Below are 13,855 nucleotides of genomic sequence, written 5' to 3' on the forward strand. Positions count from 1 at the left end.
CTCATGAACCAAGGCTCTGGCAGCGGCAACTCTTTGCTTTTGCCCGCCGGAAATAGCCGCTGGATACTTTTCCAAAACTTCGCTGATGTTGAGCTTAGCCGCGATCTTGTCGACCTTGTCGTCGATCTCTGTGCTCTTAACTCCTTGCAAAGACAAAGGCAGTGCGATGTTTTCCCGGGCGGTCAGATTGTCCAAGAGGTTGAAGTCCTGGAAGATAAAGCCGATTTCTTTGGCTCTGAAGTCGGCCATCTGGTTCTTCTTCAGCTTGGCGATATCTTTGCCGTTGATCGAAACATCCCCGCTGGTCGCTTTGTCCAAGGTAGACATGATGTTCAAAAGCGTCGTCTTACCGGACCCAGAAGTCCCCATGATGGCGACGAACTCACCCTTGGCCACGCTGAGGGAGACTCCCTTCAAAGCTTGGAACTGCTTCTCTCCTTTTTTACCGTATGTTTTCGTTACTTGGTTGACGGTCATCACTTTTTCCATAGTTACCCCCTAAATAGTATCAGTGTATTACTGTTGTGATACACTAAATAATACTGAACCTTTGCTAAAAGGTCAATAGCATTTTTGCCAAATTATTGACACAAATAACCGCTCAAAGCCAAATTCAAGCGGCACAATAATTTTCTGGACATTTTTAAAAAAGTGCCCAGGGGGTTTGACAAACTCCGCCTTCTGTCAAGCAGCTGATTTGCTTTAAAGTTAGTATTTAACCATCAGCCATATCTGCTAGAAGCAGGTGGCAGAAAGCGAGGAAATACAATATGACAGAATTTTCAATGAAAATGACTTTAAACGGTGTTCCCTACACTGACAGCCAGATCATGCGGCTCAAGTACGAACGCGCCCTGCACGTGGCTCATGAATTTAAGCGCCTGGGCATTGAATTGAAAGATGCTGACGGCCGTGAATACAGCGAAACTGACTTGAACTGGCTGCCGGCTCCGGAATTGCTGAAGCTGGTTGCCAAAACTCATGAAGAGCTGGGCTATGACCAGACCATTGGACTCTTGAAGGATGTCCTGGCTGATTCAGACCGCCGCTGGCATGAGTGGAACAAGCGGCCGATTGAAGAACAAGGCTGCTGGCTCGGCGTTACCGCTTTTGATGTCAAAGGGGTTGACTTAAGACAGTTGCAGGCCAAGATGGCGGTTTCACAAAACGGTGCCACACCATTTCAAATCATGCCAGAGCACTGGGGCGTTCAAGGCAGTATCACGGAAGGCCAGAATATCTTGGAAACCTTCGGCGCTTTCGGGGAACCAACTTTGAGCTATGGAGTCGGCAGCACCGATGGCAGCGTTCCGGAATATATTCCGTTTGATCGGCATGCTGACTACCCGGCGATTTTAGCTGGTGAAACCCACCTTAAGTCAACCGGCGAAAACATTCACGTTGGCGCGATTCATGAATTCAAACCCGAAGCAGATGGCTTCAAGCTGATTTCAACCTTCTTTTGTCCGAAAGACGCGCCTAAAGAAGTTGCTGACGGGCACACGATTCACTTTGCCTTGGAAGTCGGCGAATTGATCAAGCTTCAGGCTGGCACTTTCACCTGCTAACAACTAAATAAAAACAACGACCTGTCAATCAAACACAAAACGGTCTCAGCCATATTAAGGCTGAGACCGTTTGTTTTTTATGAATATGATGTAGCTGGTCAAAAAATCCGTCAGAAAGTCTGCCAGCTCCTCTAAGCTGATTTGATTGGGATGCCGGATCCACCAGCTGATGATGCTCATTCTGGCCCCGTTGAGCCCTTCGTTGGCCAGGGTCAGCTGGACGGACTCTCCCCTGTTTTCAAACTGCTGCAGCTCCGGCAAAAAGAAGCGGCCCAGGTGGTACTGAAAATATGGGTCGCCATTTGGGCCGGTCAAGGCCTGGAATTCCCGCAGGTGCGCCTTGATATAGGCAAACTTGACCAAGATCAATTCATGGAGCTGCTTGCGGTCCTTTAGGTATTCCTCAATGGTCCCCGAGTTTGCGGGGATGTCGGAAAAGAGCCGCATTTCCAAATCTTCCATAACGTCTTGCACGCTGCTGTAGTGATTGTAAAAGGTGCTGCGGCTGATGCCGGCCCTTTTGATCAGATCCTTTACTTTAATGGTAGCAACGTTCTCATGTTCCATTTCCGCAAGCAGAGCTTGGCAAATTTTTTCTTCTGTTGTCATGTTTCGTGTCCCTTGCTTGATGCTCAGCTTTGGGCCAGCAAGGCGTCAAGCAGCATCACTAATTTTTTCTGTCTTTCAGCTGAAAAGCGCTCGCCAGTCTGGAAGTAATAATTCATGGTCTTGCAGGCGCAAGTGCTGATCACGTCCAATTCCAGCGGATCGCTAGTAATTCCGGCAGCCTGGAGGTATTCAGCCAGAGCCTGGGAGACCCGGGTTTCGAAATCAAAGCCGGCGAAATTGATACTGCTTAAGGCCAGCCAGAGACGTTTCATCACCGGCTGGGCCACCAGTTCGCAGATGATGTTTTCCGGCGCTGGAGTCAGTGTCAGTCCTGTTCCCAGCATTTTGACGCCTTCGAAGCGGACCTGCAGCATCTGCTGGTATCTGTCGACGAATTCCTGGGCCAGCTGATTGACCAAGTCGTACTTGTCCGCGTAGTGATCGTAAAAAGTTTTCGGATTGATCTGGGCTCTTCGGGCCAGGCCGCGAACCGTTACTTTTTCGAAACCTGTTTCTAAAACCAAGTCGATAAAACTGTCTTGTATGGCCCGCAGCGTTCGTTCTACTCGTAAATCCATCTTCAATAAAACCTGCAATTCCAATGATTCATTACATAAGTAACACAACTACAAAAACTGTCCGTTGATGTTAGGCTTACATGCTTATATTATAGCATTTGTAAGGTATGTAACACATAATGCAAAAACAAACGGAGGCAATAAAATGGCTAAAAGTCGTTTAATGAACCAACCGGCAGACTATCAGCGCTTCGGCATCAATCCTGACAAGCTGGAAGCCTGGGAGGACGGCCGAAGAGATACTGATGAAACCGGGCATGGCGAAGTATGGTATTTTGACTGCTCTTTTGAGGACGGAACGACGCTGGTGCTCGGCTTCAGACCGAAATCACATGAGCGCGACAACCTGGCTGGCGACAATCCCAACGTGGCTCTCAACTATACGGATGCTTCCGGCAAAACTTCGGTTGACTTCCGCGACTACGACGTCAAAGATGTTGAAATGTCGACCAAGGCCTGCGACTTGAAGTATGGCCCGTCAACCCTGAAGAGCAAGGAAGCTTGGAAGACCTACGACATCCATGTTGAGCCGGAACAAGACCGCCCTGTTGTCCTGGAAGGCAAGACCTCAACGCGCCACGACAGCGCCGTAGATCTGCATTTTGAGGCTGTTACAAAGCCCTTCCGGCCGGGAACAGGATACATTGCTTTTGGTGACGAAGATCAAACATATGCTACCTTCATCTGCATCACCAAGCTCAAGGTGACCGGGACGGTGACTTTCAACGGAGAAAGCAAGCAGGTCTCCGGATCAGCCTACTACAATCACCAGTGGCAGAACGCCAACGCCTTGACGCTCTTTCACCACTGGCTCTGGGGCCGGCAGAACATCGGAAAGTATGGGGTCATGCTCTATGACATGGTAACGGCAGAGCGGTACGGATTTACCCAGATTCCGCTTTTTACCATCGACGACGACCAAGGCAGACGGATTTTGGAAAACTCGACCGCCGATGGCGTACAGGTCAAAGTCGAAGACAGCTACGTGCAAGAAGCCACTGGCAAACGGTATCCCAAGCAAATAGTTTATAGCTTTAAGCAAGACAGCCTGCAAGTGGAATACGAAATTTCCAATCCAAGAGAAATTACTGTGATCGACTTTTACAAGCAGCAAACCGCTAAGGGCAAGGCCATGTTTGATCAGCTGCATATCCGCCCAGCTTATACCCGTTATCTGGCCGACAGCCGACTAACGATCAGCAGAGACGGCGTGAGCGAAACAACTACCGGGCCGTTTTTGTACGAATTCAACAATACTGGGCTTGATGATCCCCGAGCTCACCTTTTTTAAAAAATAAAAAACAAGCGAAACTCCTTGCTTAACGCAGGGTTTCGCTTGTTTTCGTATAATGGCAGAATTTATTGTTTTATTCAACAGTGCCCAAAGTTCTCTTGAAGAATGGCAGAATGCTCGTAAAGGCTTCAGCGACGTACGGGTCCAGGTCGTACATGTCAAAGTGACCAGCTTCAGGAATAACCACCATGGTCTTGTCACCTTCTGGCACAGCGTTGAAAACTTCCTCGGAAGCCGGCTTGGACCAGGCATTTTCTGCAGTGACGACCAGGTAAGGCTTGGTCATGTCCTTCATAATTTCCGGAACATTGTATTTAACAAGTTCCAGCTGGAGTTCCAGCTGGCTCCAGGAAACAACCAGGCTTGAGTAGCCGCGTCTGTTGCCTCTTGAGGTGTAGTAGTAAGCTGCGCCTTCATCAAAGTTGCGTGGCATGAAGTTCAGGTATTGCAGGTCGCCCTTGCCTTCTTCATATGCCTTCTTAGCCGCGATAACTTCTTCTTCTGGCTTGAAGAAGCCCATCATTGGTGACTTGGAAATGTCGGAGATGGCTGGCACGATTGCCGTGATTGCCTTCAAGCGGGCGTCTTTTACGCCGGCAACGGACATGTATGAACCGGAACCGCAGATGCCTAACCCGCCGATACGGTCCTTGTCAACGTAAGGAAGGCTTTCAAGGTAGTCAACGGCACTTTCAATGTCGTCTTCTTTCATGTCTGGCAGCTCAAGACCGCGCGGTTGCCCTTCGCTTTCGCCAGTAGTGGTGCCGTCAAAGACCAGGGTTACGTAGCCAGCTTCAGTCAAACGCTCTGCATAGACTGATTGGGCTTGTTCCTTGATTGACAGCATTGGACCGGTAACTACGATAGCCGGATAGTTGCGGCTGAGATTGAAGTCAGTGGGAATTCTGAGCAAGCCTGCCATGCGGGTGCCAAGCTTTTTGTTCAAGAAAACTACTTTTTGCGTATTCATATTGTGTTAACCTCGTTTATTATAAATCTTCACCAAGTGGGGTTGATGCGTATCTTGCCAAGGTTTCCGGGGTAGCGGTGTAGTAAGGGGTCCCCTTGTCGAGCTTGGCAATTTCAGCCATTTCAGAATCAGTCAGTGAGAAGTCAAAGATGTTGAAGTTGTCACGGATATGGTCTGGATTCTTGGAACCAGGGATGACCACGTCACCGTTTTGGATGTGCCAGCGCAGGATGATTTGCGCGTTGGACTTGCCGTACTTTTTGCCCAATTCTGAGAAGACCGGCTGGTTGATCAAGGTCTTGTCGCCGTGGCCCAGCGGGTACCAAGCCATCAAGCCCATGTCGTACTTGGCCAGGAACTTCTTGAGTTCGGTTTGCGGGTAGTATGGGTGAGCTTCGACTTGAACGACTTGAGGCTTGATTTCCATGGTGTCAATGGCTTCCTGGATCAGTTCCTGCGGGAAGTTGGACAGACCGATTGCCTTGGCCTTGCCTTCCTTAACGGCCTTTTCGATGTTCTTGTAGCCTTCACGCCAGTTGTCAGTCGGCTGGTGCAGGAAAAGCAGGTCCACGTAGTCAGTTTGCAGGCGGTTCAGCATTTCGTCTACGGCAGTTTCCTTTTCGTAAACGGTTGGCCAAAGCTTGGAAACCAGGAAGATGTCTTCACGAGCCACGCCGCTCTTCTTGATGCCTCTGCCAGTAGCAGATTCATTGGCATAAGCGTTGGCGGTGTCAATCAGGCGAATGCCGCTTTCCAGCGCACTAGCGACAGAGTTTTCTGCGTCGTGGGATGAAAGCATAAAGGTGCCGATACCAGCCATAGGCATTTTCAAACCGTTGTTTAATTCTAAGTATTCCATTTTTGTCTTCCTTTCAGGAACTAGTTGTTTGTTTTTTCTTGATGCTTTTATAATACTAGCTTGCCGCAATGAAAGATAATGCTTGCTAAACATGTTGCTATGCATCCCTGCTATAGAAAAAAGCCACTGGAGCTATTACTTGCTTCAGTGGCTTTTTGAACTTTAGTTTTCTTGGCTTTTTGGATCGATGAACAAGATTCTGACCTTGCAGCGAATATCGTGCTGGTAGTCCAGTTGGCAGATCTCACTAAAAATCTGCAGCTTTTTGTTGCAGCGCATGGCTAGGGCGGTATCCTGCTCGTTCAAGCAGCCCAGTTCATTGCCGCCCATAGTGCAGACAACGATTTGTTTATTTGGGGGATTCAGCGTAAGAGACAAGGCCTGCCCTACTTCGACCTGCTCAAGGTGCTTTTGCCGACTCTCGCCAAAGAAATCTTCACCATCTGTCTCCAAGAGCCAACTTTCAACATGCGGCAGATCAGCTAAAACGGATGGGGTCATTTCCTGGTAGATGGCCAGACTCAGCTGAATGACCTGCCTCTTTTCATCGATGGATTTGATAAAAGCGGCAGGCTTTTGCTCAGGGTTTGCTCTAGCCTTCCTAATCAAATTAGCGATGCGTGGGTTTGGCAGGCAGCCCAGGGTCTGTCCTTGACAAGTAGCCACAAGACGACCTGCATCCTCTTTAAAAAAGACATCCATTTCCGGCTGCAGCAGGTACCAGTCCTTTGTACATTCGCTCCCTCTTAATTCAACAGATGGAATGTACCGCATTCTGTAGTGGTTGCCATCGAACAAATCCAATTGCCCCAAGTTATATCTGAAAGGACCATAAAGGCGCTCATATTCGCGTTTAGTGGTCAATTCTTTTTCCCGTTCATCGAAGGTGGATTTGAGAGCCAGCTTTTTTGTCAAGTAATTGACCAACTCGACAACTTTACTTGTCAAATCTGGATCGTAGGCAAAATAGAGCGGCAGTGTGGCAGGGATACCAGGCTCTTTGTCGTAGCAGATTATTAGCAAGGGAGCGGCTGTATTGCGATTGCTGATGTCCCTTAGGCAAAAATTGGCCAGATCCGAACTATCGCAAGGAATTGTAACACTTAATACCTCATTTTGCAGGTCAGTATAAATAATCTGCCTGCTATTGACGGTTAAAAGTTCTCTTTCGTTCTTTATTTGCCAGTTTTCGCCAGCTTCAATCCGGCTGACTGGGCTGTCTTTTGGGCTAGTCATCCTGGTTACCTCAGTTCAGTAAATTGGAGTTACCATAGTCCATTCACCTCCTGCTTCAACTCAAGGACCTTATCTTCGATTTCTTTAATTACCTGCATGAAGCTATCATCATCTAGGCCTGTTGGATCTTCTAATCCCCAGTCTACCCGCTTTTTAGCAGGCAAGTATGGGCAGTGAACTCCGCAGCCCATGGTCACGACGTAATCGACGGCTGGCAAGTCAGCAAGAGTTTTTGTTTTTTGACCGTTAGCCAGCATATCGATGCCGTAATGCTCTTCCAGCAGGCGAACCGCATCGGGATTGATCTGGTCTTTTAAGTCAGTACCGGCTGAGTAGGATTCAAAAACATCCCCGGCCAGTTTTCTCCCTAAGGCCTCAGCAATCTGACTGCGGCAGGAATTATGGGTGCAGATAAAGGCTACTTTTGCTTTGGTCATGGTGTTCTCCTGTTATTTTTGCTTGAGCAGACCAAGTCCGCTGATGGTAAGGTCGCTGGAATCGTTGACGAAGGAAAAAGTTGGGATGCTGCCCATACCTTCATCTAAAGCCTCCATCAAGATCATGGCAAAAAATTCAAACCAGCTGTCCATTGGAACGTCATTTCTGTCGTCTTGCGGAGTCAGCCAGAATTTAGTTGCAGCTTCTCTGGTCTTAACATTGAGCGCAAGCCCAATTGCGGTATTGTAGAAGTCAAATGTCGCTTTGAACGAGTGGACATCCGGGTCATCGATGTGGATGCCTAGTTCATTAGGGATGTCGGTTTCCGTGATCATCATTCGGCCCGTAATTTTGCCGTATTTTTCTTCAAAGTTCTGAATCGAGCCACGTTTTTTAAGTTCTGTCTCTACCCTGTCAAACAAAGCTTCGTTCTCTAACATACAAATTTCCTTTCCAGCCAAGTTGTAACCGATTGCTTATAGATTATATTATAAACTGCTTGCCTCTACAATTTAACTGTTTTGTACTGTGTGTAATAGTTAAACAGAATTGCGTTAAAATTATTTTTTCGTAAGTCAGCACTGTACAGCGGCATTGGGTAGTACGCTTATTCAATTGATTGTTGATAAGCGACTGTGTAGTTAACAGTCGGCATTAGTTATCAGTCACTCCTTTAAACACGTCAACCATGCATTGCACTGGGTCCGCTTTAGCTGGTTGGCCATTAGCAGGATCATAGTTTGGCTTGTCACCTTCATCATAAAGGTAGCCATCACTTTCACGGGTGGCAGTTAACTGATCATCGAGGCCAGGCAGATTGCCGTCCTTGTCAAAGTCAACCTTGTCCATGTCCAGCAGGCCCTTGCCCGCTTTAGCATTGCGAACGTGAGCATTGGTCAGAGCGTCCTTGACAGCAGAGTTGAGCTTGAGCCCGTACACAGTAGCTTCAAACTCATCTTTCTGCTCCTTGCTCTGGTTCTGCAGCTCTTCAATCTGGGCTGTCAGCTCTTCGTTGTCCTGGGCAGCCTTCTTGAAGCTCTTGAGTGACGCTTCATAATCAACAGTCTGCTTCTTCAAGGCTTCGTTCTCAGCCTTCAAGGTTTCAAAGCTACCCTTGGCCTTCTCAATGTCATGGCCGTTCAGCTTCGCTAATCGCTTGTATCTTCGTTTTTTCTGCTTTCTTTTTCTCTTTCTGCCCAGAACTTTTCACTTTCTGCGATCTTCTGCTTTAGAAACTTTCTGCTCTTTTCCCATTCGTCCGAAGGCCCACTAGAAAATACCTCATGCAAATTTTCTAAAGTTATTGGTGTCTTTCCTTCATCACTAGTTTTATTGGTCTCCATCTTCAACTACCTCAATGTATCGTTTTCCATCTTTCACGTATGCATCAGTAACAATAAACTTGGTGTTTCTCTTAAAAAGTACTTCATTTTCTGTATCAAGAGAAAAGCCGTTAAGTTGTCTTCCAGAGTGACTCTTCTAATCACCATTCTAACATTATCTTCTGAATTATAAACACCGTGTTGCGTTGATGATGCATAGCTCTTCTCTTGGATATAACCTTTTTCAAGGGCATCACTAACGAATTTTTCTGCATCTTCCTGGTACATGAAAAGAAGAGACCTATTCAATGGCTCTGCATCAGTGTATAACGGAAATTTGTCTAACGCTTTATCTAAATTGTCAACTATCGTCTGCTGTTGTTCAGTCAACGGATAACCATTTCTTAGATTATCGTTCAAGACATAAGCAGCAGGAGATACATAATCGGTCACCGCTCTTCTCTCCTCAAGCGTTAAGTCTGATTCCTCAGTTGCTACTCCACTTCCTGGAGCAGACCCAGAAGCAAAGCCACTAGACGTTAAGCTGGCAGAAGCACCAACGCTGGCCTTCATGGCAGTTGATCATATCTCTAATAACATTCTGTGAAAAGGCTTTAATCTAAAAAGCCATGTACCATGTACACAGCTTTTCATAATATTGATTATGTTAAATGATACCTATATTTCTTTTTCCTTTCGAGTCAGAACCAGAACCGCTAATAAATAAAAGACCAGTCCAGTAACCAGCAGAGCCACTACTGATACCCAGACAGACGCGGTTTTGTTGTCGTAAACAAAGACTACTCCCAGAATTTCCTTTAGTTCTTTCAATACTCCCGCTGGCTGATTGGCGAAATTTTCCTTGATGGCCTGCTTCATCAAAAGCTGCCGGTACAAGACGGCCGAGTGCGCGCAAGGGAAATATTTGACAAGCCACTGAACGTCCTTTGGCAAGTTGCCAATTGGAATGTAGGCGCCGACCTGGAAGCCGATCAAAGTTCCGACGATCGTACTTGCAGCTGAAAAGGCACTGTTGCTTCTCAAAAAAGAAATAATGAAGGAAGCTATTGCCGAGGAAGCGAAGGCTGACAAGACTATTACACCAAACAACTCAAGTAAAGTCACTGGGTCCAAGACGGCTCCGCCGGCTAAACCGAGGTAGATTTCTCCAAAAAGCAGCGTAAAAATAGACATAATGATGCTGATGATGAAACTGGTAGCGATATAGCCGCCCGCGATCTGTCTTCTGCTCACCGGTGAGGTGTAGAAGTCTTTAATGGTCTTGTTCTCCCGGTCGCTGATCATCACTCCGTAGGCCCCCAAGCTGGTGGTGATCGACGCTGAAGCCAGCATTCCCGCCAGCATCCAGGCCCGCATTAGCCGGTTGGGATGCGGCAGGAACTTCAATTCGCTGCTGATCGAATCCCCAATGAAAAAGATATACAAAGCGAAAATAATGATTACGCTCAGCATGGAAAAAAACACTGAAGTCTTGTCCCGAAAATATATTTTGAGGTTTCTCCTGATCATCGTCTTCATTCCCGCAGCCTCCTTCCTGTAATGTTCAGGAACACGTCATCCATTGTCCCATGCTGAACTTCAAAACTTTGCAAGTAATCGCGGAGCTTTTCTACAATGGCAATCGAGTCCAGGGTATTCTTCAATTCAAGCTCGTAAAGGTCAGCCTCTTTCCGCCAATGAAGGTCCATTTTTGCCAGCATGATCTCCAATTGCTGGCTTTTGGATACAATTTCAGCCTGTCATAACTGTAGCGTTCTTTAAGGCTGGTCGGACTGCCTTCGGCAACGATGCTGCCGTGGTCCAGAATCACCACATAGTCAGCAACCGACGCTTCCTCCATATAGTGCGTGGTCAAAAAGATGGTCATCCCCTGCTCTGCTTGCAAACGGCGGATCGTCTTCCAAATATGCTGCCGCGTTTGCGGGTCAAGCCCCGTCGTTGGTTCGTCTAAGAAGAGAATCTTCGGAGTGTTTAACAGGCTTCTGGCAATATCAGCCCGCCTCCTCTGCCCTCCGGACAGCTTTCCGTATGGCCGCTTCAGCAGCTCCTTGATTTCGGTGTACTCAGCTGCCCGGTTAACGGCCTCTTTTACTTGGGTCTTGCTGTGATAGTAAAAGCCAGCTCTTAAGGTCAAGTTTTCACCGACCGTAAGTCTTTTATCCAAAAGTCCCTCTTGAAAGACGATTCCGATCTTCTGCTTGATGCCCTGTGTATCAGTCTGTACGTCCAGACCGGCTATTTTGATCTGGCCAGAGTCAAATTTTGTTAAGGTCGACAGACAGTCAACCGTCGTAGATTTTCCGGCACCATTCGGACCAAGAAAAGCAAAGAGCTCTCCTTCGCGAACTTGAAAAGAAACATCGTTGATGACGACGTGCTTGGCTATGTGTTCACCCAACTTCAAGAGCAGCCGTTTTCTACAAACATGGTGCAGTTCAAGTCACTCTTTATCGATGACCTGTGTGTTGACACTTCCCGCCGCTCCCAAGGCGTCGGCCGGGCTTTGCTGGATTTCGTCAAACAGGAAGCCAAGCGCCTGGGGTGCTATGAAGTGACCTTGAACGTCTGGGCCGGCAACGATTCCGCCATTCGCTTCTATGAGAAAAACGGCCTCAAGGTCAAGGAAACTACGATGGAATACATTCTGTAGTCACTAAAACTGCTTAAAACGACCCGTGGAGCAAGTGCCCACGCGGTCGTTTTTGCTTATTCAAGTGCCCTTGGCAGCGGAGTCAGTGCAATTCCCGAAAAAATATTCCAAAAAATGCTTGACCTTGAGCTAGCTCCAGGTTTTAGAGTAATTACTATCAAGTTAACGAAAGAAGGAATTACACATGCATTCAATTAGCTTTCCAAGCCGTTTTTTGCCTGGAACGACTGACAATTTTGTTTCTAATGAGGTTATTGCTAAAGATCTGACTGTCTTTGACATCTGGCACTATCTTATTGATACCGCTGAATGGGAAAAGTACTATGACAACGCCGCTAACATTGAACTTACCAACGGCGAAAACAGCGAGCTTCACTACGGCGAACGTTTCCACTTTGATACTTTCGGCTTCCCGATCGATGCCCAGGTCATGGAACTGGTCAGCCCGACGGCTGACAGTCCAGTAGCCAGAATCGCCTGGCATGGCTGGAACGACGGGGATGAAGATTCTTCAATCGACGTTTACCACGCTTTCTTGATCGAACAGCTGCCTAACAACCGCGTGCGGCTTTTGACCCAGGAATCTCAGCTGGGCAAGTCAGCCGCTGAACTGGCCGGGACTGTGCCAAACCCAATGCTTAACGGCCACCAGGCTTGGCTTGACGGCTTGGTAACCGCAGCTAGAGAACAATATTAACGATTACAGACACGGAGGCAAATTATCAATGAAAACTTGGATGATTACTGGTACTTCAAGCGGTTTTGGCAAGGCCCTGGCAAGCAAGCTGGCCCAGGAAGAAGGCGTCAACGTCATCGCCACCGCCCGCAAGGAAGCTGATCTTGACTACCTTGACCAGTACGACCATGGGCAAATCAAAAAAATCATCGTTGACGTTTCCGATCCGCAAGCGGTCAAGCGGGCAGCCGCAGAAGCCCTGGCCTTTTCGTCAAAAATCGATGTTCTGGTCAACAATGCAGGACTCGGCTACTTCTCAACGATCGAGGAAAGCGACCTAAAGGAAGTACGCTACATGTTTGAAGTCGACTTCTTTGGCCTGGCTGAAATGACGGAGGCCTTGCTGCCGCAGTTCCGGGCCAACAAGAGTGGTATAATTGTCAATATTTCATCGGCTCTGGGTCTGACTACTCTGCCAACCATGGGCTACTACAGTGCCGCCAAGTTTGCGGTTGAAGGCTATTCAGATGCCCTGCGCCAGGAAGTAGCCGACCTTGGCATCAAGGTACTGACGGTTGAACCGAGCGGCGCGCGGACCAACTGGGCCGGCTCTTCATCTGAAAAGAAAGTGCCGGAAATCGCTGACTATGCCAAGTTCAAGAACATGGTTGCCACGACCGACCAGGCGGTTGACAATGCCCCTGGGGATCCAGCTTTGATTGCCCAGGCAATCATCGACGCAGTCAACAGCGACAAGATGCCAGACCACCTGCCGCTTGGCGAATTTGCCTACAACGGCAGCCTGGACAAGCTGCGCAAACTGGCTGGCGAAATTGAGAGCAATCGCGCCATCTCTCTGTCAACCGATGACAAGTAAGTGACTGAAAACAGATAAGCATTGGAGGAAAAAGATGAGCTACAGCATCGGCCAAGTTGCGGCAAAACTAGGAATTTCTATTGACACGATTCGTTACTATGACAAGGAGGGCCTGCTGCCCTTCATCCAGCGCAACGGAAACGGCCGGCGCGTTTTTTCCGACAATGACGTTCACTTGATGCGGACGATCATCTGCTTGAAAAACGCCGGCGTGCCGGTGACCGATATCGCTGACTTCATCCAGATGCGCCTGCAAGGCGACAGCACTCTTGTGGACCGCTACCAGCTTTTGAAAGCTCACGAAAAAGACCTGGAGACACAGATCAGCGACCTGCAGGATACCCTGTGCTACCTGAAGTTTAAGGAATGGTATTTCGAGACCGCGATTAAAGCAGGTACCGAAAAAATTCACTTCACGCCAGGCAGCAACGAAGTCGTGCCCGAATTGGCCGACCAGTACAGCCAGTATCTGGAAGAAACCGGCCAAAGCGAGGAGCTGGCCCGCTTCAAGAGCGTCAAGGACTACCGGAACCGCAGCCATTAAATTTCCCCGTGAAAAAAGAAGGCAAAAACTCCATGAAAACTTTGATCATTTTCGCGCACCCGCATTCGCGCGCTTCAAAGGTCAACCGCCCGCTGCTCAAAGCAGCCGAGGACCTTGACAACGTGACCGTGCGCGACCTCTATCAACTCTATCCTGACTTCAAAATCGACGTGGCCGCTGAACAGGCGGCGCTGGAAGCGGCCGACCGGGTTG

At 48.2% G+C, this 13,855-nt stretch carries 20 protein-coding genes; 7 read left to right on the forward strand and 13 right to left on the reverse strand.

Annotated features, from left to right (window positions below; all coding sequences use genetic code 11):
- The coding region (locus tag lacNas_RS11735) for an ABC transporter ATP-binding protein (protein WP_201346893.1) at positions 1-489 on the reverse strand (489 nt) is incomplete at its 3' end.
- Between the two features lie 281 nt (positions 490-770).
- Here lacNas_RS11735 and lacNas_RS11740 point away from each other — a divergent pair.
- Positions 771-1,568, forward strand: coding sequence for a hypothetical protein (locus lacNas_RS11740; protein WP_201331006.1), 798 nt, complete (start codon positions 771-773; stop codon positions 1,566-1,568).
- Positions 1,569-1,622: 54 nt separating this feature from the next.
- Here the strand turns inward: lacNas_RS11740 and lacNas_RS11745 are convergent, their stop codons facing one another.
- Positions 1,623-2,177, reverse strand: a complete 555-nt coding sequence (locus lacNas_RS11745; RefSeq protein WP_201331007.1) for a TetR/AcrR family transcriptional regulator — start codon at positions 2,175-2,177, stop codon at positions 1,623-1,625.
- Between the two features lie 23 nt (positions 2,178-2,200).
- Positions 2,201-2,755 (reverse strand): TetR/AcrR family transcriptional regulator, encoded by a 555-nt coding sequence (locus lacNas_RS11750; protein WP_201331008.1) that lies wholly within the window; start codon positions 2,753-2,755, stop codon positions 2,201-2,203.
- Positions 2,756-2,900: 145 nt separating this feature from the next.
- Here lacNas_RS11750 and lacNas_RS11755 point away from each other — a divergent pair, with 145 nt between their 5' ends.
- Positions 2,901-4,046 carry a lipocalin-like domain-containing protein gene (locus lacNas_RS11755; protein ID WP_201331009.1) on the forward strand — a complete coding sequence of 382 codons (1,146 nt, stop codon included), beginning with the start codon at positions 2,901-2,903 and terminating at the stop codon, positions 4,044-4,046.
- 76 nt (positions 4,047-4,122) lie between these two features.
- Here lacNas_RS11755 and lacNas_RS11760 read toward each other — a convergent pair whose 3' ends face one another.
- The 10 genes from lacNas_RS11760 to lacNas_RS11805 form a co-directional block, all read right to left on the reverse strand.
- On the reverse strand, positions 4,123-5,019 hold the full coding sequence (locus tag lacNas_RS11760) for an alpha/beta hydrolase (RefSeq protein ID WP_201331010.1): 897 nt from the start codon (positions 5,017-5,019) through the stop codon (positions 4,123-4,125).
- Positions 5,020-5,038: 19 nt separating this feature from the next.
- Positions 5,039-5,878, reverse strand: a complete 840-nt coding sequence (locus lacNas_RS11765; protein ID WP_201331011.1) for an aldo/keto reductase — start codon at positions 5,876-5,878, stop codon at positions 5,039-5,041.
- A gap of 162 nt (positions 5,879-6,040) precedes the next feature.
- Positions 6,041-7,114, reverse strand: coding sequence for a hypothetical protein (locus lacNas_RS14350; RefSeq protein ID WP_244660680.1), 1,074 nt, complete (start codon positions 7,112-7,114; stop codon positions 6,041-6,043).
- A gap of 29 nt (positions 7,115-7,143) precedes the next feature.
- Complete coding sequence (locus lacNas_RS11775) at positions 7,144-7,551, reverse strand: arsenate reductase ArsC (RefSeq protein WP_201331012.1); 408 nt, start codon at positions 7,549-7,551, stop codon at positions 7,144-7,146.
- 12 nt (positions 7,552-7,563) lie between these two features.
- Positions 7,564-7,992 carry a hypothetical protein gene (locus lacNas_RS11780; RefSeq protein ID WP_201331013.1) on the reverse strand — a complete coding sequence of 143 codons (429 nt, stop codon included), beginning with the start codon at positions 7,990-7,992 and terminating at the stop codon, positions 7,564-7,566.
- Between the two features lie 214 nt (positions 7,993-8,206).
- On the reverse strand, positions 8,207-8,752 hold the full coding sequence (locus lacNas_RS11785; protein WP_201331022.1) for a phage scaffolding protein: 546 nt from the start codon (positions 8,750-8,752) through the stop codon (positions 8,207-8,209).
- On the reverse strand, positions 8,701-8,895 hold the full coding sequence (locus lacNas_RS11790; RefSeq protein WP_201331014.1) for a hypothetical protein: 195 nt from the start codon (positions 8,893-8,895) through the stop codon (positions 8,701-8,703). The genes lacNas_RS11785 and lacNas_RS11790 overlap by 52 nt, the downstream gene beginning before the upstream one ends.
- A 33-nt stretch (positions 8,896-8,928) precedes the next feature.
- The gene (locus lacNas_RS11795; protein WP_201331015.1) at positions 8,929-9,447 is read right to left on the reverse strand and encodes an ADP-ribosyltransferase family protein; all 519 of its coding nucleotides are present in this window, start codon (positions 9,445-9,447) and stop codon (positions 8,929-8,931) included.
- A 105-nt stretch (positions 9,448-9,552) separates the two neighbouring features.
- Positions 9,553-10,413 carry an ABC transporter permease gene (locus lacNas_RS11800; protein WP_201331016.1) on the reverse strand — a complete coding sequence of 287 codons (861 nt, stop codon included), beginning with the start codon at positions 10,411-10,413 and terminating at the stop codon, positions 9,553-9,555.
- Between the two features lie 121 nt (positions 10,414-10,534).
- A complete protein-coding gene (locus tag lacNas_RS11805; RefSeq protein WP_307865710.1) occupies positions 10,535-11,299 on the reverse strand; it encodes an ABC transporter ATP-binding protein in 765 nt (254 codons plus the stop codon).
- Here lacNas_RS11805 and lacNas_RS11810 point away from each other — a divergent pair.
- From lacNas_RS11810 to lacNas_RS11830, 5 genes are all read left to right on the forward strand, one after another.
- The gene (locus lacNas_RS11810; protein ID WP_244660683.1) at positions 11,243-11,545 is read left to right on the forward strand and encodes a GNAT family N-acetyltransferase; all 303 of its coding nucleotides are present in this window, start codon (positions 11,243-11,245) and stop codon (positions 11,543-11,545) included. The two genes, lacNas_RS11805 and lacNas_RS11810, sit on opposite strands and share 57 nt — an antisense overlap.
- Before the next feature lie 184 nt (positions 11,546-11,729).
- On the forward strand, positions 11,730-12,242 hold the full coding sequence (locus lacNas_RS11815; RefSeq protein WP_201331017.1) for an SRPBCC family protein: 513 nt from the start codon (positions 11,730-11,732) through the stop codon (positions 12,240-12,242).
- Positions 12,243-12,270: 28 nt separating this feature from the next.
- Positions 12,271-13,098, forward strand: a complete 828-nt coding sequence (locus tag lacNas_RS11820) for an SDR family NAD(P)-dependent oxidoreductase (RefSeq protein ID WP_201331018.1) — start codon at positions 12,271-12,273, stop codon at positions 13,096-13,098.
- A gap of 34 nt (positions 13,099-13,132) precedes the next feature.
- Positions 13,133-13,642, forward strand: a complete 510-nt coding sequence (locus lacNas_RS11825; protein WP_201331019.1) for a MerR family transcriptional regulator — start codon at positions 13,133-13,135, stop codon at positions 13,640-13,642.
- A 32-nt stretch (positions 13,643-13,674) separates the two neighbouring features.
- A partial coding sequence (locus lacNas_RS11830) for an NAD(P)H-dependent oxidoreductase (RefSeq protein WP_201346894.1) occupies positions 13,675-13,855 on the forward strand: 181 nt, incomplete at its 3' end.

It is taken from the genome of Lactobacillus nasalidis (genome assembly GCF_016587775.1).
GTDB lineage: Bacteria > Bacillota > Bacilli > Lactobacillales > Lactobacillaceae > Lactobacillus > Lactobacillus nasalidis.

Excerpts from the sequence above, each read along its gene's own strand:
- lacNas_RS11820 (WP_201331018.1), top strand. The coding sequence starts at position 12,271 with ATGAAAACTTGGATGATTACTGGTACTTCAAGCGGTTTTGGCAAGGCC.
- lacNas_RS11825 (WP_201331019.1), top strand. The coding sequence starts at position 13,133 with ATGAGCTACAGCATCGGCCAAGTTGCGGCAAAACTAGGAATTTCTATT.
- lacNas_RS11765 (WP_201331011.1), bottom strand. The coding sequence starts at position 5,878 with ATGGAATACTTAGAATTAAACAACGGTTTGAAAATGCCTATGGCTGGT.
- lacNas_RS11795 (WP_201331015.1), bottom strand. The coding sequence starts at position 9,447 with ATGAAGGCCAGCGTTGGTGCTTCTGCCAGCTTAACGTCTAGTGGCTTT.
- lacNas_RS11755 (WP_201331009.1), top strand. The coding sequence starts at position 2,901 with ATGGCTAAAAGTCGTTTAATGAACCAACCGGCAGACTATCAGCGCTTC.
- lacNas_RS11780 (WP_201331013.1), bottom strand. The coding sequence starts at position 7,992 with ATGTTAGAGAACGAAGCTTTGTTTGACAGGGTAGAGACAGAACTTAAA.
- lacNas_RS11740 (WP_201331006.1), top strand. The coding sequence starts at position 771 with ATGACAGAATTTTCAATGAAAATGACTTTAAACGGTGTTCCCTACACT.
- lacNas_RS11815 (WP_201331017.1), top strand. The coding sequence starts at position 11,730 with ATGCATTCAATTAGCTTTCCAAGCCGTTTTTTGCCTGGAACGACTGAC.
- lacNas_RS11775 (WP_201331012.1), bottom strand. The coding sequence starts at position 7,551 with ATGACCAAAGCAAAAGTAGCCTTTATCTGCACCCATAATTCCTGCCGC.
- lacNas_RS11750 (WP_201331008.1), bottom strand. The coding sequence starts at position 2,755 with ATGGATTTACGAGTAGAACGAACGCTGCGGGCCATACAAGACAGTTTT.
- lacNas_RS11745 (WP_201331007.1), bottom strand. The coding sequence starts at position 2,177 with ATGACAACAGAAGAAAAAATTTGCCAAGCTCTGCTTGCGGAAATGGAA.
- lacNas_RS11790 (WP_201331014.1), bottom strand. The coding sequence starts at position 8,895 with ATGGAGACCAATAAAACTAGTGATGAAGGAAAGACACCAATAACTTTA.
- lacNas_RS14350 (WP_244660680.1), bottom strand. The coding sequence starts at position 7,114 with ATGACTAGCCCAAAAGACAGCCCAGTCAGCCGGATTGAAGCTGGCGAA.
- lacNas_RS11800 (WP_201331016.1), bottom strand. The coding sequence starts at position 10,413 with ATGAAGACGATGATCAGGAGAAACCTCAAAATATATTTTCGGGACAAG.
- lacNas_RS11760 (WP_201331010.1), bottom strand. The coding sequence starts at position 5,019 with ATGAATACGCAAAAAGTAGTTTTCTTGAACAAAAAGCTTGGCACCCGC.